The organism is Bacillota bacterium (assembly GCA_012837285.1).
In the GTDB taxonomy this organism is placed as follows: domain Bacteria; phylum Bacillota; class DTU030; order DUMP01; family DUMP01; genus DUNI01.
In genome coordinates this window covers 1-20,135 of the sequence record DURJ01000036.1, presented here as the reverse complement: position 1 = coordinate 20,135, position 20,135 = coordinate 1, and the positions used below count along the sequence as shown (strand labels likewise).

General features: G+C 50.7%; 22 protein-coding genes. All 22 read left to right on the top strand.

Features of this window, described 5'->3' with window-relative positions; translation table 11 throughout:
- On the top strand, positions 1-924 hold a 924-nt coding region (locus GX016_02310; protein ID HHT70398.1), incomplete at its 5' end, for a chemotaxis protein CheA.
- 94 nt (positions 925-1,018) lie between these two features.
- Entirely contained in the window at positions 1,019-1,507 is a 489-nt protein-coding gene (locus GX016_02305) for a chemotaxis protein CheW (protein HHT70397.1), read from the top strand.
- Positions 1,504-2,118: a CheY-P-specific phosphatase CheC gene (locus GX016_02300; protein HHT70396.1), complete on the top strand. Its 615-nt coding sequence runs from the start codon at positions 1,504-1,506 to the stop codon at positions 2,116-2,118. The genes GX016_02305 and GX016_02300 overlap by 4 nt, the downstream gene beginning before the upstream one ends.
- Positions 2,115-2,597, top strand: a complete 483-nt coding sequence (locus GX016_02295; GenBank protein HHT70395.1) for a chemotaxis protein CheD — start codon at positions 2,115-2,117, stop codon at positions 2,595-2,597. The genes GX016_02300 and GX016_02295 overlap by 4 nt, the downstream gene beginning before the upstream one ends.
- Before the next feature lie 34 nt (positions 2,598-2,631).
- Positions 2,632-3,444, top strand: coding sequence for a FliA/WhiG family RNA polymerase sigma factor (locus GX016_02290; GenBank protein ID HHT70394.1), 813 nt, complete (start codon positions 2,632-2,634; stop codon positions 3,442-3,444).
- Between the two features lies 1 nt (position 3,445).
- Positions 3,446-3,751, top strand: a complete 306-nt coding sequence (locus GX016_02285; GenBank protein ID HHT70393.1) for a hypothetical protein — start codon at positions 3,446-3,448, stop codon at positions 3,749-3,751.
- A 14-nt stretch (positions 3,752-3,765) separates the two neighbouring features.
- Complete coding sequence (locus tag GX016_02280) at positions 3,766-4,248, top strand: hypothetical protein (protein HHT70392.1); 483 nt, start codon at positions 3,766-3,768, stop codon at positions 4,246-4,248.
- Positions 4,249-4,406: 158 nt separating this feature from the next.
- Positions 4,407-5,114 carry a 30S ribosomal protein S2 gene (gene rpsB / locus GX016_02275; GenBank protein HHT70391.1) on the top strand — a complete coding sequence of 236 codons (708 nt, stop codon included), beginning with the start codon at positions 4,407-4,409 and terminating at the stop codon, positions 5,112-5,114.
- A 93-nt stretch (positions 5,115-5,207) separates the two neighbouring features.
- Entirely contained in the window at positions 5,208-5,792 is a 585-nt protein-coding gene (gene tsf / locus GX016_02270) for a translation elongation factor Ts (GenBank protein ID HHT70390.1), read from the top strand.
- A gap of 45 nt (positions 5,793-5,837) precedes the next feature.
- A complete protein-coding gene (locus GX016_02265) occupies positions 5,838-6,584 on the top strand; it encodes a UMP kinase (protein ID HHT70389.1) in 747 nt (248 codons plus the stop codon).
- Complete coding sequence (gene frr / locus GX016_02260) at positions 6,559-7,119, top strand: ribosome recycling factor (protein HHT70388.1); 561 nt, start codon at positions 6,559-6,561, stop codon at positions 7,117-7,119. The genes GX016_02265 and frr overlap by 26 nt, the downstream gene beginning before the upstream one ends.
- Positions 7,116-7,349, top strand: coding sequence for a hypothetical protein (locus tag GX016_02255; protein HHT70387.1), 234 nt, complete (start codon positions 7,116-7,118; stop codon positions 7,347-7,349). Before frr ends, GX016_02255 begins: the two co-directional genes overlap by 4 nt.
- A 29-nt stretch (positions 7,350-7,378) precedes the next feature.
- Positions 7,379-8,134: an isoprenyl transferase gene (locus GX016_02250; GenBank protein ID HHT70386.1), complete on the top strand. Its 756-nt coding sequence runs from the start codon at positions 7,379-7,381 to the stop codon at positions 8,132-8,134.
- A gap of 5 nt (positions 8,135-8,139) precedes the next feature.
- A complete protein-coding gene (locus GX016_02245) occupies positions 8,140-8,913 on the top strand; it encodes a phosphatidate cytidylyltransferase (GenBank protein ID HHT70385.1) in 774 nt (257 codons plus the stop codon).
- A gap of 14 nt (positions 8,914-8,927) precedes the next feature.
- A complete protein-coding gene (gene ytvI / locus GX016_02240; GenBank protein ID HHT70384.1) occupies positions 8,928-9,968 on the top strand; it encodes a sporulation integral membrane protein YtvI in 1,041 nt (346 codons plus the stop codon).
- A 5-nt stretch (positions 9,969-9,973) separates the two neighbouring features.
- Entirely contained in the window at positions 9,974-11,125 is a 1,152-nt protein-coding gene (locus tag GX016_02235) for a 1-deoxy-D-xylulose-5-phosphate reductoisomerase (GenBank protein HHT70383.1), read from the top strand.
- Between the two features lie 7 nt (positions 11,126-11,132).
- On the top strand, positions 11,133-12,155 hold the full coding sequence (rseP, locus tag GX016_02230) for an RIP metalloprotease RseP (protein HHT70382.1): 1,023 nt from the start codon (positions 11,133-11,135) through the stop codon (positions 12,153-12,155).
- Between the two features lie 36 nt (positions 12,156-12,191).
- Positions 12,192-13,235, top strand: a complete 1,044-nt coding sequence (ispG, locus tag GX016_02225; protein HHT70381.1) for a flavodoxin-dependent (E)-4-hydroxy-3-methylbut-2-enyl-diphosphate synthase — start codon at positions 12,192-12,194, stop codon at positions 13,233-13,235.
- A 22-nt stretch (positions 13,236-13,257) separates the two neighbouring features.
- On the top strand, positions 13,258-14,997 hold the full coding sequence (locus GX016_02220; GenBank protein ID HHT70380.1) for a proline--tRNA ligase: 1,740 nt from the start codon (positions 13,258-13,260) through the stop codon (positions 14,995-14,997).
- 15 nt (positions 14,998-15,012) lie between these two features.
- Entirely contained in the window at positions 15,013-15,663 is a 651-nt protein-coding gene (locus GX016_02215) for a glycosyltransferase family 2 protein (GenBank protein ID HHT70379.1), read from the top strand.
- A gap of 4 nt (positions 15,664-15,667) precedes the next feature.
- Positions 15,668-16,321: an MgtC/SapB family protein gene (locus GX016_02210; protein ID HHT70378.1), complete on the top strand. Its 654-nt coding sequence runs from the start codon at positions 15,668-15,670 to the stop codon at positions 16,319-16,321.
- A gap of 274 nt (positions 16,322-16,595) precedes the next feature.
- Positions 16,596-20,009, top strand: coding sequence for a PolC-type DNA polymerase III (locus GX016_02205; GenBank protein HHT70377.1), 3,414 nt, complete (start codon positions 16,596-16,598; stop codon positions 20,007-20,009).
- Positions 20,010-20,135: the final 126 nt, after the last annotated feature.

Below are 20,135 nucleotides of genomic sequence, written 5' to 3'. Positions count from 1 at the left end.
GAGACTGAGCTAGATCGAAGTGTCATTGACGAGATCGGCGATCCACTGGTGCATCTTTTGCGTAACGCCATTGACCATGGGATCGAGGCACCTGGGAACCGGCAGCAGAAGGGCAAGTCTGCTGTTGGGAAGGTGCGACTTAGCGCCGGGTACGAAGGGAATCATGTGGCTATTATGGTGGAAGATGACGGCGAAGGTATCGATCCGCAGGCGGTACTATACCGAGCAGAGAAGAAAAAGCTGATTTCCCCTGACCAGGCCAGTCGGCTGACCGTAGAGGAAATCTATCGCCTACTGTTTTTGCCTGGCTTCTCCACTTCCAAGGGCGTAAGTGATGTCTCGGGTCGCGGTGTTGGGTTAGATGTGGTCCAATACAAGATTGATTCTCTAGGCGGCAGTGTAGAAGTAACCAGTGCCAAAGATCAGGGAACGTGTTTTTGTGTTCGGTTGCCGCTTACGTTAGCCATTATTCAGGCCTTGATGATTGAGACTGGAGCGGAAATATTTGCTTTGCCTTTAGAAACTGTAGAGGAGATTCAGGTCTTAGAACCAACAGACATTAAGCTAATACGTTCGCGGGAAATCATGATTTTGCGGGGCGAAGTAGTACCTTTGGTCCGCTTGGGGCCACTTCTTGGCTGCCGGGAAAATACTGAATCGGTTGAGGAGCTGTCAGTGGTGGTCGTACGGGGTGATAGCAGCCGAGCCGGTTTGATTGTAGATAATTTAGTGGGTCAGCGTGAGATCGTGATCAAGTCTTTGGATCGCTTTTTGGGTAGTCTGCCTGGAATTGGCGGAGCTACAATTTTAGGCGACGGCAGAGTAGCTTTGATTCTAGACCCGACGGGCATACTCAACCTGGCTGGAACATCCTGTAAAAGGCTGAACGCAACCTATAGTGCCCCGCGGAAGGGCGCCCACTAGCCCCAGCCGCAGAGTACTTTTGCTGGCAGCACATCAGACTCAACCCAGTAAAGACAGGGTGAGAGAGAAGAAACTAGGATAAGGAGGACCCACAATGCAGCGCAAGGAAAGACAATTGGTGGTGTTTAGTCTGGGTCAAGAAGAATATGGCGTAGACATTCTACAAGTTAAGGAAATCAAGCGACTGACGGAAATTACCAGAGTACCCAACGCTCCGGACCATGTTGAAGGTGTCATCAACTTACGCGGTAACATTATCCCCGTTGTCGATCTTCACAAGCGTTTTGAACTAGGTACGGTTGAAGCTACTGATGAAAGCCGAATTGTGATTGTTAACGTACAAGATATCACCGTGGGCATAACTGTAGATGCTGTGTCGGAAGTAATAACGTTAGATAAGAGTTCTTTGGCCCCACCACCGCCACTTGTGGCTGGTATTGAAGCCAGCTTTATTGAAGCCATTGGCAAACTGAAGGACAGGCTGCTGATACTTCTGAACATGGATCGAATTCTAGGATTGGATGAGGTAGCTGCAACCAAGGAAGTAACTGCACGAGCAGCACAGGAAGGTGTGGTGGAGTGAGCCAAGACTGGTCAGAACTGCACTATGATGTTCTAAAAGAAGTAGGTAACATCGGTGCGGGAAATGCGGCCACGGCCCTGGCTGCACTGCTTAATCAGCAAATAAGAATGCAAGTTCCGAATGTAATTTGGTTGCCATTGGATGCAGTTGCAGATCGCTTGGGAGGGGCGGAAAAACCTGTGGCCGGGATCCTCCTTAATGTAGATAGTGATGTGTCGGCTACTATTTTGGTTGTATTTCCTTTGCAGCAGGCCTATCTCTTGCTGGACATGCTATTCAATTACCCTCTAGGCCAGTCTGCTACTATCGACGAAGTAGGTGCTTCGGCTCTTGAAGAAGTTGGCAATATCCTGGCTGGGTCTTATCTAACGTCACTTAGCACATTTACCGGTCTTACTTTTGTTCCTATGGTTCCAGCCCTGGCAGTGGATATGGCTGGAGCGGTGCTGGATTATGTATTGGCAGAATTTGGTCAGGTTGCGGATCAAGTTTTGCTGATAGAAACCGAATTACAGGCTCTAGGTGAAGATATTAACAGCTATTTTTTTCTGGTACCTAAGGTTAAGGCCTTAAACGCCATCTTCGCCGCCCTGGGGGTGGACCTTACGTGAAGGAAATACGGCGGGTGGGAATGGCGGACTTAGCGGTGGCCTGTTCACCTCTGGTCTTGGTTACCATTGGACTGGGTTCTTGTGTCGGGGTGGCTCTTTATGATGATAAGGCCAAGGTGGGTGGTCTGGCGCACATCATGTTGCCAAAATCAAATGGGCCGTTTGTCTCGAATCTAGCCAAATTTGCTGACACAGCCCTACCGCTATTGGTGACCAGAATGCTGGAATGTGGTGCACTGCATCGGCGTCTAACCGCTAAGTTAGCCGGTGGAGCTCAGATGTTTAAGCTAGACAGGCCTACTGACACCATGCGCATTGGCGATAGGAATACGGCAGCAATTACTGAATGGCTTAAGAAAAAGCGAATTCCGTTGTTGGCTCAAGATACCGGCGGGAACTGGGGTCGAACAGTGGAGCTGGATACAGAAACGGGTGAGTTTCTGGTGCGGACTATTGCTCGTGGCGAAAGACGCCTGTAAGGATTCTGACCCCAGACTGACAGGAGGTGGTCCGATGGATATTATGGAAGCTTGGAATAGGTATAAAGGCAACCAGGACCACGCTGCCTGGGAAAGACTGGTAGAACAGTACGCTGCGTTGGTGAGACACGTCGCCGGTCGGCTCCGGTTGATGTTGCCGGCCCACGTGGAGTACGATGATCTAGTTGGGAGCGGAGTTTTTGGTTTACTGTCCGCCATCGAACGGTTCGAACCGGAGCGAGGCGTAAAGTTCGAGACTTTTGCCACTAGCCGGATCAGAGGAGCGATTTTAGACAGTCTCCGAGCAGCAGATTGGGCCCCTCGCTCTCTCCGCCGGCGGGAACGGGCTATCGCTCAGGCTTACGGCACTCTGGAACGACGTCTGGGGAGGCCAGCCACCACAGCGGAAGTAAGTGCAGAACTGGGTATAGACCGGAAAGAATTGTACGAAATTGAACGCCAAATAAACCAAGCAGCTTTTCTGTCGTTGGATGCACCGTTGCAGGTAACCGAAGACGGCGAGCAGGTGCCTTTAGGGATGAAGATCGCTGCTGAGCAGGGCGACCCTCTGCAGTCCTTGGAAGAGCAAGAAAGACGACAACTGTTGGCTCAAGCAGTGGGCGCTTTGCCGGAAAGAGAACAGCTGGTGGTGTCACTTTACTACTACGAAGACCTTAACATAAAGGAGATTGCGGAGATTCTAGGCGTCACTGAATCCAGGGTGTCTCAGCTACATACCAGGGCTTTGCTCCGGCTAAGGGGATATCTTATTTGTTACAGCGAAGATCTGGATTTGGCCGAACGTTCGCGACCGGGGAAAAAGTGTGCAGTCGGGCAGGTGACATGACATGAGTGTAAAAGGCGTGGAACAAGTCATGCCCAAAGTCGATCATATGGGTCGCATCCAAAAGATTGCGGACGAAGGGGCGGCAGCAGAGCGTTTTGTTCTGGAACTTAACCAGGAAATTCAAGCCAAGCGTCAGAGCGTACCTGAGACAACAAAAGCTGAAGAAAATCGGATCGACGATTCCGACCTGCGGGAGAAAAAGGACCGCCGCTCACCAAAGAAAAGATCACGTTCGGCAACCAAAACCAATCTAGCCCCAGACGATTCTACACCGGGGCGCGGGAGACGATTAGATGTTCGCACCTGAACAGGAGGGCAAGTATGTACACGTTCTTGTTATTGTTAGCGGCACTGGCGGCGGGCTGTCTGGGTGGATGTTTGGCGCTGGCCCTAGCTCGGGACCGGGAACTGGAGAGGCTTCGTCAAGCTGTTAATGAGTTGTTATTAGAACTTGCATTCGCTGCCGAAAAAAGCTGCGAACGGCTAATTGCAGAACGGCGTAAGTTGGAGGAGCTGGCGGCAATTCCAAAAGATAGCCACACCGGGACGGCATCGGCCGGCAGCGGTTTATCGAACAGGCAAGAACCTCAGTCGGCTCCCCTTGAAATAACCTATTTAAAAGCACAGCCGAAAAATGCAAAGCCAAAAGTTTGGGATCAAGTGATGGTTCTGGCCCAGCAAGGAATGAATTGTGCGGAAATAGCCCAGGCACTTGACGTAGGACAGGGTGAGGTAAATCTAGTATTGAATCTGCACCGGCAGCTAAACAACACCAATGAGGCTGACAACGTTTCTTGCAGGTAAGCACAGGCCGGCCTGCTGAAGTGTTGTATTGCTAAGGCCGGTAATCTATGGTATACTACTTCCGGTTAAAACACACGCTTTCTGACCCAGACCAGGAGTGCCGGACGGTTCTGGATGGGGTTGAAGGAAGCGGAGGCAGAACTTAAGGAGGTTAACAGATGGCAGTAGTAACCATGAAGCAGTTGTTGGAGGCTGGAGTTCACTTTGGCCACCAGACCCGGCGCTGGAATCCTAAGATGGCAGAGTATATCTTCACCGAAAGAAACGGCATTTACATCATTGACCTACAGAAAACCGTACGGAAGATTGAGGAAGCCTACGAGTTCATCCGAAATTTGGTAGCACAAGGCGGTTCAGTGCTATTTGTCGGAACCAAGAAACAAGCTCAGGATTCCATTCGGGAGGAGGCTGAGCGCTGTGGAATGTTCTATGTCAATGTGCGCTGGCTCGGCGGTATGCTCACCAACTGGCAAACCATAAGAAAGCGAATCCATCGCTTGGAAGAACTGGAAAAAATGGAAGCCGAAGACATGTTTTCCGTTTTACCGAAGAAAGAAGTCATGCAACTCTTAGCAGAAAAAGATCGTTTGAATAAGTATCTCGGTGGTATCAAGGATATGCCAGGATTGCCTCGAGCAGTTTATGTTGTAGATCCGCGCAAAGAGCGCATCGCTGTGGCGGAAGCTCGTAAACTGGGTATTCCGATTGTAGCTATTGTAGACACTAATTGTGATCCTGATGAAATAGACTACATCATTCCTGGGAACGACGACGCTATTCGCGCGGTGAAATTATTAACAGCCAAAGTTGCCGATGCTGTGCTCGAAGGTAAGCAGGGCGAACAGACCACGGAAGAAGAACAGTGATAGCGAAGGTAGGGGAAGCCAAGGGGGAAACCCCTATCTGCCCTTACCTTCTTAATTAGTAGGGAGGTACGAGAAGTGGCGGTTTCTGCAGAAATGGTCAAGGAATTGAGAAAGAAAACAGGCGCCGGAATGATGGATTGCAAGCGTGCTTTACAAGAGACCGGAGGGGTCATGGACAAGGCGATTGACTATTTAAGGGAGAAAGGCTTGGCAGCGGCATCCAAGCGGGCAGGACGTACAGCTGCTGAAGGGGTTATCGAATCGTATATCCACCTGGGCAGCAAGTTGGGGGTACTGGTGGAGGTAAATTGTGAGACCGATTTTGTCGCTCGTACAGATGAGTTCCGTGAATTTGCAAAAGACGTTGCCATGCAAGTGGCAGCTGCCAATCCCCTCTATTTGGCTAAAGAAGATGTTCCGGCAGAAGTTCTGGCCAAGGAAAAGGAAATCCTTCGTGTACAAGCCCTCAACGAAGGCAAGCCGGAAAAAGTGGTAGACAGGATTGTTGAAGGGCGACTAACCAAATTTTTCAGTGAGACCTGTTTACTGGAACAACCGTTCATTAAGGATCCCGACAAGAAAGTTGGCGATCTCTTGAAGGAGAAAATGGCTCGGATTGGCGAGAACATGATTATCCGTCGCTTTGTACGCTTTCGTTTGGGTGAGATGCTGGAGTGACTTTTCCTGCCCGAGTACATTTTTTAGCCGGGGGGAACGAACAAGATGCTGCAGCCAAAGTACAAACGTGTTGTCGTAAAACTGAGCGGGGAGGCACTGGCTGGCGAGAAAGGTTTCGGACTTGACCACCAGGTGGTCAAGAGCGTGGCTCAAGAAGTCAAGGAGATTTACAAGCTCGGAGTAGAAGTGGGCATTGTAGTAGGCGGTGGAAATATCTGGCGTGGTGTTTCTGGCAGTGAAATGGGTATCGATCGGGCAACAGCCGATTACATGGGTATGTTGGCCACGGTGATCAACGCTCTGGCTTTTCAGGATGCGCTAGAAAAGATCGGAGTTGACACTCGCGTTCAAACCAGTATTGAGATGCGTGCAGTGGCCGAGCCATATATTCGCCGTCGGGCCATTCGCCACTTAGAAAAGGGGCGAGTAGTGATTTTTTCCGGAGGCACCGGCAGCCCTTATTTTAGCACTGACACCACCGCCGCACTTAGAGCGGCGGAAATCGGAGCCGAAGTTATTCTCATGGCTAAGCGAGTGGACGGTGTCTATGACTCTGATCCTTTGAAAAATCCGGCGGCAAAAAAGTTTACTGAACTAAGCTACATCGACGTACTAAACCAAGGCTTGGGAGTTATGGATTCTACGGCAGCTTCACTCTGTATGGACAACAACATACCGCTTTTGGTGTTCGGCATTTCCACCTCAGGTAACATAAAGCGGGCAGTAATGGGGGAGTGCATTGGTACCACTATAGGGAGGGAGTTTGATGTCACTGAGTCAGATCGAGAGTGAAGCCGAGGGAAAAATGAAGAAAAGCCTCGATGCTTTTCGCAAAGAATTGTCTCTTATGCGCACCGGGAGAGCTACTCCAGCACTACTGGAGCGAGTCATGGTGGACTATTATGGCAGTCCCATGCCTATTAATCAGGTGGCAACTGTCTCTGTACCTGAATCGCAGCTACTGGTTATTCAGCCCTGGGATCGGTCTCTGATTAAGACTATCGAGAAGGCCATTTTAAAATCCGATTTAGGCTTGAACCCGTCTTCGGATGGGACAGTAATTCGGTTACCTATTCCAAGCCTTACCGAGGAACGGCGCCGCGATCTTTCTAAAGTGGCTAGAAAAAAAGCCGAAGAGGCGAAGATTGCTATTCGTAATATTCGTCGTGAAGCCAACGATGAACTCAAGCGGCTAGAGAGAGAGAAGTCCATATCGGAAGACGAAAACAAGCGTCGTCAAGAAGAAGTACAGAAACTTACTGATAAATTTGTGAGCGAGATCGACAACGTGGCTCAGGCCAAAGAGAAAGAGATTATGAGCATATGACAACCGATGAGCAGGCCATACCTAACGTACTGGCCTGGCCGCTATCAGAAGCAATGGCCGAGCTTGAGCGAGCGGGGTTAAGAGTTATTGTTAGAGAGGTCTCTTTACCCGGCCACCTGCCGGTGGGTTCTGAACTACGTGTTGTCCGAGCAAAGGCTGCCCGGGGAGTTGTGGAATTGGTGGCAGCTAAAGTTCGGACCGAGCCGGTAGGCATGGTGCCCCCTAAGTAGAGGGGGCGTTTGCCTTGTAGGAGGGAGGGATGCGGGTGACCGCTAGGGGTCAAGAAGATCAAGTAAGTTCCAGCAATGCTAATCCTAAGCATGTGGCCATAATTATGGATGGAAACGGCCGCTGGGCCCAAAAACGCGGTTGGCCTCGGCTTTATGGGCATCGAGCCGGGTTGGAAGCGGTTCGACGCTTGGTAAGATGGGCACCGAAACACGGCATAGAATACTTGACTCTGTTTGCTTTTTCTACCGAGAATTGGCGTCGGCCCCGTTTTGAAGTTGAAGGACTTTTTGCCTTACTTCAAGAATACGTAGAACAAGAAACAGCTGAGTTGATTGAGCAAGGAGTGCGGGTGTGCTTTTTGGGCGAGCGGGAAGGACTTCCGGCTACAGCGGCGAGAGTTGTTAGTCGCTGTGAGAAAGAGACGGCCGCTGGGTCTCGTTTACACCTCAACATCGCTTTGAACTACGGAGGACGCAGGGAAATATTGCAGGCTGTGCAGAAACTGGCGGCCAAGGTAGAGGTGGGCAAGCTTAGAGCTGCAGATTTAAAAGCAGCTGACTTTGAAGCCCATCTCTTTACTCAGGGTTTACCGGATCCTGACTTGCTCATCCGTACCAGTGGAGAAAATCGTCTGAGTAATTTTCTCCTGTGGCAATTAGCCTATACAGAACTATATTTTACGCCAGTGCTGTGGCCGGATTTTTCGGAAGAGGATCTTACGGTTGCCTTGTCCGATTACCGACAGCGCGAACGGCGTTTTGGCGCAATTGTAGATAAAGGATGATTAAGGTGGTTAGTCGCATTGTTACAGCTGCGGTAGGAGTTCCGGCCATCGTATTGCTGTCGCTCAGAGGGGGCTGGCCTTTTTTTCTGCTGGTACTTGCCTTGGCCATGGCCGGTTTGTTTGAGTATTATCGACTCACTCACGTACCCCTGTTGCTGCAATGTTGTGGCTATCTGTTAGGTACGGTACTACTTATAACTGTTGACGTCCAAGGGCTTCAGCACAGTTGGCTGGTTTTTACCGGCGGGGTAGTATTGCTATTGTGTGTGGTGTTGTTCGGTTTTGCCGATTATAGTTTTGAGCAGGCCGGAGCCGCATTGCTTGGAGTCTGTTACGTTCCGATGCTCTTGAGTTATTTGCTGCTACTTAGAGCTTTGCCACAGGGACAAAAGCTTACTGTGCTAACCTTTGTCCTGACCTGGACTGTCGACAGCGCAGCCTTTCTGATCGGTTCGCGACTGGGACACCAGCGGCTGGCACCCAGAATAAGCCCTCATAAGACTTGGGCCGGTGCATTAGCAGGATTGGGTGGTAGTGTGGCTGTTTCAATTTGGGCGGCATCATATGTGGGCCTTAGTCTAACGGTGGCAACTGTCATGGGGGCGGCAGTAGGGATCGCAGCTATGGTGGGAGACTTGGTTGAATCAGCGCTGAAACGTCTGGCTAAAGTAAAGGATGCCGGCAATATTTTGCCCGGACATGGTGGTATTTTGGATCGATTCGATGCGTTACTGTTGGTTGCGCCGACTGTTTACTTTGTTTTGAGCGGGTGGCGCTAGAGGGGGATAAACATATGGACCGGCAGCTCTTGTACTTAATAGGGGCCGCACTTGTCCTCGGTATTTTGTACTTAGGTTTGCGTTACCTGTTGCCACTGGTTCTGCCCTTTGCTTTTGGAGCCTTCCTAGCTCTAATGTTGGAGCCGGTTGTGAACCTGCTGCAGGTTAGAGCGCGAATCCCTCGCCCTTTGGCTACCGGAATTACGATAATCAGCGCAGTTGCAGTCACTGTTTTGGTGGTGGTGCTGCTTTCGGCCAGTGTGGCTGTGGATGTAAAGGAAATAACTTACCGCCTCCCTGTGTACAGCAATTCTATGATCAAAATGCTTCAAGAATGGGCAGCGCAGACCGAAGCCTTCTATGGCCATTTACCCGGTCCTCTATTACAGGCGGTAGAGGAAGGGGTTTTACGTTTGTACGGTCTTGTTGGCAATATGCTCGGTAAGTTGCTAGGATCCCTGGGAGCATTGCCCAACTTGATCCTCAACCTGGTGCTTAGTTTTATTGCAGCGTATTTCGTCAGTAAAGATCGAGATAAACTGGGGGATTTTGTTCGGCGCACGTTACCTCCTAAGGGTGCACAGCATTTTCAGACGCTGATGCAAGATGTGCTGGCTAGTCTGGTAGGGCTGGTTTGGGCTCAACTGATACTGGTTACAATAACCACACTGGTAGCTATGGCAGGGTTGTGGTTGCTGGGGATTCCCCATCCAATATTTATTGGGCTTATTAGCGGTTTGCTGGATATTATTCCTGTTTTGGGTCCCGGCTTAGTCTTCATTCCTTGGGCCGGGTTAGCTTTGGTCGGGGGTGATCCGGCTGTGGCTATAGGGCTGTTGTCGATCTATTTAGCCATGATCATCATTCGGCAATTACTTCAGATTAAGATTATTGGATCCCACACAGGCTTGCACCCACTGGCAGTGTTAGTATCTCTTTATGTAGGTGTTAAGCTTTTTGGTTCTACCGGAATCATTGTGGGGCCATTTATTCTGATTTTATTTAGGTCCCTGCTCCGGTTGGAGTTTTTCAGTAATTTAATCAAATGTAGGTGAACCATGTGATTACCTTGGGAATTCTAGGTTCTACCGGCTCTATCGGTACCCAGGCTTTGCAGGTGGCAGAAGCTTTGGCAGAGGAAATCAAGGTTACTGCTTTAACTGCTGGAAGAAATGTAGAGCTGCTGGCAGCGCAGGCCATCAAGTTTTGCCCCAAAGTGGTCGCTATTGCTGCTAAAGAGCGTTATACTGAGCTCAAGCGACTTCTATTTGGAACGGGTATTAGGGTACTAGCCGGGGAAGAGGGGCTAACCTACGTAGCCGCCGGGACTGAAAGCAAGACGATACTGGCTGCTATTGTTGGGATTGCCGGCTTAAAACCTACCTTGGCCGCTGTGCGAGCAGGGAAACGCGTTGCCTTGGCCAACAAAGAGACGCTGGTTACAGCAGGTTATATCGTTCAGCAGGAGAGGGAGATAAGCGGAGCGGAGATTTTGCCGGTAGACAGTGAGCATTCGGCTATATGGCAGTGTTTGCAAGCCGGCAGCAAGGAAGAAGTGCAGACTCTGATCCTAACTGCTTCTGGAGGACCCTTTCGTACCCGTTCAAAAGCTGAACTGGCTCAAGTTACGGTACAGGAAGCTCTTAATCATCCTAATTGGAGTATGGGAGCTAAAATTACTGTTGATTCGGCTACGCTGATGAATAAAGGCTTGGAGATCCTGGAGGCCGGATGGCTGTTTGGTCTACCCCTGGAGAAGATCAAGGTGCTTGTTCATCCGGAAAGTATTGTGCATTCACTGGTTGAGTTTGCTGACGGGGCTGTTATTGGTCAGCTGGGGTTGCCCGACATGCGGCTTCCCATTCAGTTGGCTCTCACCTATCCGCGGCGCCTGGGAGCTACTTGGCCGCGCCTGTCTCTGGCTGGGAGAAAGTTGACGTTTGAGGAGCCTGATAACGAGCGTTTTCCTTGCCTGAGATTGGCCCAGCAGGCGGGGAAGATAGGCGGGACGGCGCCAACAGCCCTGAATGCAGCTAACGAAGTTGCGGTGGCAGAGTTTCTGAGTGGGCGCCTCCCTTTTGCCCAGATACCATCAGTGGTGGAGCAAGTCATAGCGGCGCATCAGACTCAACCTGAGCCAACACTGGATAGTGTACTGGCCGTTGATGCCTGGGCGCGGGACAAAGCAAGATACGTAATGGCTAAGGAGTGAATTTCGTTTGAGTACGGCGCTAGCGTTTGTATTCGTTTTTGGGCTACTGACGATTTTTCACGAGCTAGGTCATTTTGTCATGGCCAAAAGAGCAGGGGTGCTAGTGGAAGAATTCGGCGTCGGCTTTGGCCCGAAGCTTTGGGGTCGTAGCTTAGGGGAAACGGTTTACTCTGTCCGCTTGTTTCCTCTGGGAGGTTTCGTCAAAATGTTAGGTGAGGATGACGATTTAGGTGTTGACAACGAGCGCTCATTCCGGCGGCAGCCACCGGGCAAGCGGTTGTTGGTGATTGGAGCCGGCCCCTTGATGAATTTTATTTTGGCCGTACTGCTCTTTGCAATTATCTTTTTCTTGGTTGGGGTGCCAACTCCAGGAGCAGAAGTGGGAGCTGTAATACCCGGCAGCCCGGCTGATAATGCTGGGATCAAGCCCGGAGACAAGATTATGGCCATTGAAGATGTAAAGGTGAAGACATGGGAGGAAATGATTGAACAGATTGCCCCTCGAGCCGAACGGGAAACTAAGATAATGTTGACCCGTAATACCAGGAACATTAGCATCGAGCTTACGCCGGAACGTACACCAGAAGGTGACCGTGGAGTTATTGGAATTCAAAGGGCAATGAAAGCCCATCGTCCCCTGGCTTCCTTGTACTATGGAGCGCGCCAGACTTTGGGCACTACGATCTTCATTATTTCTCGAGTGGTAGAGATGGTAATCCAACGACAGCCTACCGACGTGGCCGGCCCGGTTGGCATTGTACAGGTGGTAGGCGAAGTTGCCCGGACCGGATTTATCAATTTACTGACGCTAGCCGCTATACTCAGTGTTAATTTAGGGTTGTTTAACTTGTTCCCCATTCCTCTATTGGATGGAGGACAATTAGTGCTGATAGCGTGGGAAGGTATTAGGGGTAAGGGGTTGGGTCCGGAGCAGGAAGGAGCCTTCAAGCTAATCGGAGTGCTTCTGCTGCTGGCACTTCTAGTTTTGGCAACGTACCAAGACCTGAAGCGCCTAGGATTGGGGGTGTAAGCTGTGCTAAGAACGCGCCGCCTCAGTCGACAGATTATGGTGGGCGATGTAAAAATTGGCGGGGGCGCGCCGATCAGCGTTCAGTCCATGACCAAAACTGATACCAGGGACGTAAAGCGCACGCTTAGTCAGATTTCCGAATTGGCTGAGGGCGGTTGCGAAATAGTGCGGGTGGCTGTTCCGGATCAAGAAGCCGCTCAGGCCCTGATTTCACTGTGCCGTGGCACCACTGTTCCGTTGGTGGCTGACATCCACTTTGACTATCGACTCGCTCTCACGGCTATTAAGGCCGGAGTGGCGGGCTTACGACTTAATCCTGGCAATATCGGCGGGCCCGATCGTGTCCGTGAAGTTGCCTTGGCAGCTAAAGAGCGGCAAATACCTATACGCATAGGGGTTAATGCCGGGTCGTTAGAACAAGGCCTCTTAAAGCGGCATGGTGGCATCAGTGCTGCTGGCATGGTAGAGAGTGCACTGAAGCAAGCAGAGCTGCTGGAAGACATAGGGCACACCGCTATTGTACTGTCACTTAAAGCCTCGGATGTGCTTCTGACCGTGGATGCCTACCGGCTGGTAGCCGACAAGTGCGATTATCCGTTACATGTGGGAATTACCGAGGCCGGTACAGTTTGGCGAGGGACCATTCGGTCGGCAGTTGGCATAGGGGTGCTGCTGCACGAAGGTATTGGAGATACAATTCGGGTGTCGCTGACTGGCAGTCCAATAGAAGAAGTAAGGGTTGGCTATGAAATACTGCAGGCGCTGGGGCTTAGACAGCGTGGTCCCGTGGTTATCTCTTGTCCCACCTGTGGCCGCTGCCAGATCGACGTGGCTAAATTGGCCCAGACAGTAGAAGCGGCTGTAATCGACCTTGATGTTCCACTCAAGATTGCTGTTATGGGTTGCGCTGTTAATGGGCCAGGAGAGGCGGCAGAAGCTGATGTCGGCGTTGCTGGGGGACGCGGAGCCGGGCTGATTTTCCGTCGAGGAAAGATTGTCCGGAAAGTGCCGGAGGAGCAAATGGCTGCAGCGTTGTTGGCAGAAATTAGAGCTGAATTAGGCTTGAAAGATACAAACTAGACGTTAGGGGGTTCTATAGACCATGCGTATGTCGAGACTATTGGCACCCACATTACGGGAAGTGCCAGCCGAGGCGGAGGTAATCAGCCATCAGTATTTGCTGCGCGCAGGTTACATAAGAAAAACAGCCGCCGGTGTGTACAGCTACTTACCTTTGGCCTGGCGGGTGTTACGTAAGATTGAAAATATTGTACGTGAAGAAATGGATCGGGTCGGGGGCCAGGAGGTTTTGCTTCCGGCTTTGCAGCCGGCTGAGTTATGGCAGGAATCGGGCCGCTGGGACGTTTACGGTAAAGAGCTATTTCGCCTTAAGGACCGGCACGAACGGGACTTTTGTCTCGGACCGACCCATGAAGAAATCATTACTGCTCTGGTCCGGGGAGAAATAAATTCCTGGCGGGACTTGCCCAAACGGTTGTATCAAATACAGACCAAATTCCGTGATGAGATTAGACCTCGGTTAGGACTTATTCGGTGCCGGGAGTTTATTATGAAGGACTTGTACAGCTTTGACCGAGATCAGGAAGGTCTGGCCGCCAGTTACAGAGCTATGTACAAGGCATATAGTAGTGTATTCACCCGCTGCGGGCTTAGGTTTAGGGCGGTGGAAGCTGACAGTGGGGCTATCGGTGGTACCGGTTCTCATGAGTTTATGGTCTTAGCCGACACCGGGGAAAGCGTTATTGTCTACTGTGCGAACTGTAATTATGCGGCCAATTTAGAGCGGGCTATTTCGGCTCCAATTACAGCCGTTTGCACCGGGGAAGATCAACTAACCATGCAGAGAACACATACGCCGGCTAAACACAGTATCGAGGAAGTCACTGATTTCTTGGGCGTGCCGGCCACCAAGTTGGTCAAAACTCTGCTTTACCGGGTAGTTTACCGCGATCACGAACAGTTGGTAGCGGTAGCTGTTCGCGGTGACCGCGATGTTAATGAAATTAAGTTGAAGAATTTCTTGGACGCTTTAGAACTAGAATTGACCGATGCGGTTACAGTAGAGCGAGTAACCGGTGCGCCTGTAGGCTTTGCGGGTCCAGTTGGGTTACAGAGCGTGCCGATATTAGCCGACCCGGAAGTAACAGTGATTGTCAATGCCGTAGTGGGAGCGAACGAGGCTGATGCCCACCTAGTTAATGCCAATTACGGCCGTGACTGGACGGCTAGCCGGGTGTTGGATCTCAAGAACGTAAGTGCCGGCGATCCCTGCCCCCACTGTCATGCGGCTCTCAAGACCACCCGAGGAATTGAAGTAGGGCACATTTTCAATCTGGGAACAAAATACAGCTCGGCTCTAAAGGCCACCTACTTAGATGAAAACGGTCAGAGCAGACATATTGTTATGGGGTCTTACGGCATAGGTATTCCTCGTACCATGGCGGCTGCGGTAGAGCAGTGTCATGACCGGGACGGCATTATTTGGCCCGTGCCCATTGCGCCCTACCACGTGTCTATTGTGCCGGTTAATTACAATAACGATAAGCAGCGGCTGTTAGCTGAGGAATTGTACGTCCAGCTCACGGCAGCGGGTGTCGAAGCGGTTATTGATGACCGTGATGAACGGGCCGGAGTAAAATTCAAAGATGCCGACCTGATGGGGTTTCCGCTGCGTATTACTGTAGGACCACGGTCACTGAAGGACGAGAAGATCGAGATACGGCTAAGAGCCGATGGCGCTGTTTGGTTGGTTGATAGGGCAGAGGTTGTTGCTAGAGTGCAGGCAGAACTTAGGGCCCGGCAACAACAGCGACAACAGTAACCGGAGGTTGTAGGTATGGAGCGTGTAGCAGCCGTTATTCCGGCATACAATGAAGCAGAACGCATCGGGGATGTGCTGTCTGCCGTTTGTGCCGTGGACGAAATAGCAGAAGTTATTGTAGTCAGCGATGGTTCCACCGATGACACGGCTGATGTGGCCAGAAAAGTGGGACCTAAGGTTAAGGTATTAGAGCTTGCATCCAATCAGGGCAAGGGGGCGGCACTGCTGGCCGGGGTTCAGACCACTACAGCGGGGGTATTGGTGCTGCTGGATGCTGATTTGGTGGGTTTACAGCCGGAGCATGTGGAGAGCCTGTTACAACCGGTGTTGACAGACAGTGCCCCGATGGCTGTGGCTGTATTTGCCCAGGGACGGTTGGCTACTGATTTAGCTCAGAAGATAGCACCTTTTCTTTCCGGCCAGCGAGCCGTAAGGCGTAATTTGCTGGAAAGTATTCCGGAATTGGATGTTAGCCGCTTCGGTGTTGAAGTGGCATTAACTCAATATGTGCACGAGCAAGATATTGCTGTGGTACGTGTACCCTGGCATGATGTCACCCATGTGATGAAAGAAGAGAAGCTAGGATTAGCCAAAGGCTTCGGGGCCCGTCTGAAGATGTATCATGAGATAATATCTAGCCTGAAGCTGCCACGGAGTCGGAAGTGATGTGATGAGCGCAGAATTGACTCTAATCATTCGATTAGGGACAGCCTTTGTATTAGGGGCAGCAGTAGGACTGGAGCGCGAAAGTGCCCATCGTCCAGCTGGTTTTCGTACCCATACGCTGGTATGTATTGGATCCGCCCTAGTCATGGCGTTGTCACAAGCCATACCGGGAGCGGACCCGGCCCGACTAGGAGCGCAGGTGGTTAGCGGGGTAGGGTTTCTTGGGGCCGGGAGTATATTACGAGAGGGCTTTACTGTTCGCGGGCTCACCACAGCTGCCAGTTTATGGGTGGTAGCAACTATTGGTTTGGCTTGCGGGGCTGGCTACTTTCTTGGAGCCGGCTTTACTGTTGTGCTGGCGATGGTTGCTCTCGGCCCACTGTCACGGTTAGAGCATTTCGCCCCTTTTATTCGACCAGAACAGCGGGTTGTGCGCTTAGACTTAGAGGATCGGCCGGGACGACTGGGTCAAGTTTGCCAGTGCTTAGGGCAACTGGCCGTAAGCATCAAAGGTGTTCAGATGGAGGAAGGGACTATCGAAGGACGGCTAACAGTATGGCTTTCATTGAAGTTACCGTCGGGGGTGTCTTTAGAGCGGGTTCTAGCCCAACTAACGCAGGTAAAAGGTGTATATGGAGTGACTAGTGATGAGCGTTGAAGCCAAAGCCATTGAGTCATGGGGACGTGCAATTAGCAGATTTCAGCTGCCACCGGAGACAGAAGCTTTACTGAGCAAGACCCAGCTTAAGCAAGTAGAGGTTTCAATTGACGGCAGTCAGTGGAACCTTGTGGTGGAAGGTTCGACATTGTTACCATTGACGGCCATTGAGACTATTAAGAACAGCATTCGTGCTTGTACCAACACAAAACCCATAGTGACTCTAAATCAGTTAGGGCAGAGGACTAAGCGGATATCCCCGGCCGATTTATGGATGGTTACCGTGAAGACAGTCAGGGCGAAGTTTCCCTTCATGGGATCTTGGCTAGAGACGGCAACTTGGGAGTATGGTTATGAGATGCTCACCATTACTTTAGGGAGCGAAGTCGCCACTCAGTTAATGAAAACGCGTCAAGCTGACCTTATTATTCGGGACCTTTGGGCCGAACACGGCTACGGTCAGATTGATGTAACGGTGGATTGGGATGACGATCTTTCTCTGGATCTTGAAGAAGAACTTGAAGCTGCCAAGGATTATGAACTTCAGAAATGCCTAGCCGAGATAGAGAATAAGGCTGATCAAGAATCTCCCGGTACTTACGTAGTAGTAGGCGAACCTATCACCGGCGTGGCTCAACCCATTTCGTCGTTAGAGGACTTGGGCAGCAGTGTAATAATAGAAGGATATGCAACTAAGTGGAACATACACAAAACCAAGAAAGGTAAGACCCTGGTTACTTTTGATCTGGCCGATGAAGACGACGCTGTTACAGTGAAAACCTTAGTGCGTAAGAGAGAAGAAGAGCAAAGGGCGTTGGATGTCAGTCCAGGCACATGGCTTCGGGTGGCTGGAGAGTTAACCTTTGATCGTTTTAGCGGGGAAGAGCTTGTTTGGGCCCGGTCAATCGAAGTAATTGAACCGAAATTACGTCGGGACAGGGCAGAACAGAAACGAGTTGAACTACACCTACATACCCAGATGAGCTCACTGGATGCCACTACACGGTTAGAGGATTTGTTCGAACTGGCAGCACAATGGGGACATCAGGCGGTGGCCATTACTGATCATGGTTCGGTACAAGCGTTTCCGGAAGCCTATGAACTGGGGTGCCGCTACGGTATTAAGGTAATTTACGGCCTGGAAGGATATCTGGTAGACGATGGAATTGATCCTTTGCATGAGCAAACACCGGTATATCACATTATCATATTAGTTAAGAATCAGGCCGGGCTTAAGAATCTTTATCGTTTGGTTACACTATCGCATCTTGAGTATTTCCACCGTGTTCCCCGGCTTCCGCGCTCGGTGCTGCTCAAACATCGTGAGGGCCTGCTTTTTGGATCGGCCTGTGAAGCCGGAGAACTATTCCAGGCCATGCTGCTTAATGCTCCGGGAGAGGAGCTTAACCGGCGGGCGGCTTTCTATGATTTTCTTGAAATCCAACCGCGGGAAAACAATGCTTTTCTAATCCGAGAAGGCCGCCTCACAGAGAAAGAATTGTTAGAACTGAACAAACACCTAGTAGATCTTGGGGAGCAATTAGGCAAGCCGGTAGTGGCCACAGGTGACGTTCATTTTCTTAATCCTAACGACGAAGTGCTCAGACGTGTCCTCCTATCGGGTCAAAACTACAGTGATGCCGATTTTCAGCCTCCGTTGTATTTCAAAAGTACCACCGAGATGCTAGAAGAGTTTGATTATCTTGGTCAGGAAACGGCTTATCGCTTGGTGGTTGAAGCCCCGGCAGCCATTGCCGCCGTCATCGACAACGTACAGCCGGTGCCGGCCAATTTGTCGGTACCTTCCATTCCGGGTGCTGAAGCTCAGATTGAGCAAATGGCTAGAGAGCGGGCTGCCCAACTGTACGGAACGCCTTTGCCCAACTTGGTGGCCCAACGGCTAGAGAAAGAACTGAATTCAATTGTTGCCAATGGTTATGCGGTAATTTATTTGATAGCGCACCGTTTGGTGAAGAAGTCATTGGAAGATGGCTATTTAGTAGGGTCGCGAGGCTCGGTAGGATCTTCACTGGTAGCTACTTTGTGTGGAATAACCGAAGTAAACCCACTTCCGCCTCATTATCGTTGTCCCAAGTGTTGCTACAGCGAGTTTCTCACTGACGGTAGCATTGGCTCAGGCTACGATCTTCAAGCCAAAGATTGCCCCCGCTGCGCTACTGCTTTGGAAACAGATGGACAAGACATTCCGTTTGAGACTTTTCTGGGGTTTAAGGGCGATAAGGTGCCGGATATTGATCTCAACTTTTCCGGAGAATATCAGGCCAAAATTCATCGTTATACCGAAGAGCTATTCGGACCGGACAGAGTATTTCGTGCCGGCACCATTTCTACTATCGCTGAACGGACAGCCTATGGCTTCGTCAAGGCTTATGCTGATTCACATGGGCTGAGACCGCGCCGAGCCCAAATCGATCGCTTGGTGGCAGGGCTGTGTGGGATACGACGTACCACAGGCCAACATCCGGGAGGGCTAATGATTGTTCCGGCCGGCCAGGATGTCTTGGACTTTTCCCCGGTTCAATATCCCGCTGACACAAAGAGTGATGTGCGCACTACTCACTTTGACTACAATTCTATTAGCGATCGGCTGTTAAAATTAGATTTACTCGGGCATGATGATCCTACCATGCTTAAAATGCTGGAGGAAATGACTGGCGTCAGCCCGCAATCAATCCCTTTAGATGATGCTAAGACGATGAGACTTTTTTCTGGTGTCACCTCCTTAGGAGTAACGCCGGAAGATATTGGATCTGAAATAGGCTCATTGGGCCTGCCGGAGTTCGGCACCCGCTTCGTACGGCAAATGTTACTGGCAACAAGACCGAAAACATTTAGTGAACTGGTACGAATTTCCGGTTTATCGCACGGGACTGATGTTTGGCTAAACAACGCCCAGGAACTCATTCAGAGTGGAGAAGCTAAGTTGTCCGAAGTTATCTGCACCCGCGACGATATTATGCTATTTCTCATGCAAAAAGGTCTTGAGCCGGCCTGGGCCTTCAGGATCATGGAAAGTGTGCGCAAAGGCAAGGGGCTCAGTCCGGAAATGGAAATGTTGATGAGAGAAAAAGGCTTGCCTGAATGGTATATAGACTCTTGTGGCAAGATTAAGTACATGTTTCCTAAAGCTCATGCTGTAGCATATGTGATGATGGCTGTTCGCATCGGTTACTATAAGGTTCATTTTCCGGCAGCTTTTTATGCCAGTTACTTTTCTGTGCGCTTAGACGATTTCGATTTAGAGTTGGCATTAAAAGGGCCGGAACAAGTGCGAGCCCAAATCGCGGAGCTAGAGGCGAAAGGCAATAACGCTTCGGCCAAGGAGAAGAGCTTGCTTACCGTACTGGAAGTGGTGCGGGAGATGTTTGCTCGAGGCTTAGACTTTCTACCTCTTGATATCGCCTGTTCACATCCCACCAGATTTCTGATTTCAGACCAAGGATTGCTGCCACCGCTCATGAGTGCCCCGGGGTTGGGGAGAACAGCGGCAGAGAACATTGTAGCCGCCCGGACCGAACGTCCGTTTTCCTCTCAAGAAGACCTGCGTGTTCGGGGACGATTGGCCCGTCCATTGGTCAAGGTACTTCAGATTACCGGCTGCCTTGGGCAACTGCCAGCACAAGAACAATTAGATCTTTTTCAAACTCTATCTACAGACAATGAGTAAAAAAATCGTTGACAACACTAAGATAGGGTGTTAAGATAAATAAGTCGTGCGGCTGGGTGCCGTCTCAAGGGAAGGAACCGAAGCCACTTGACAGTAGCGGTATCAAATGCTAAAATATTAGACGCT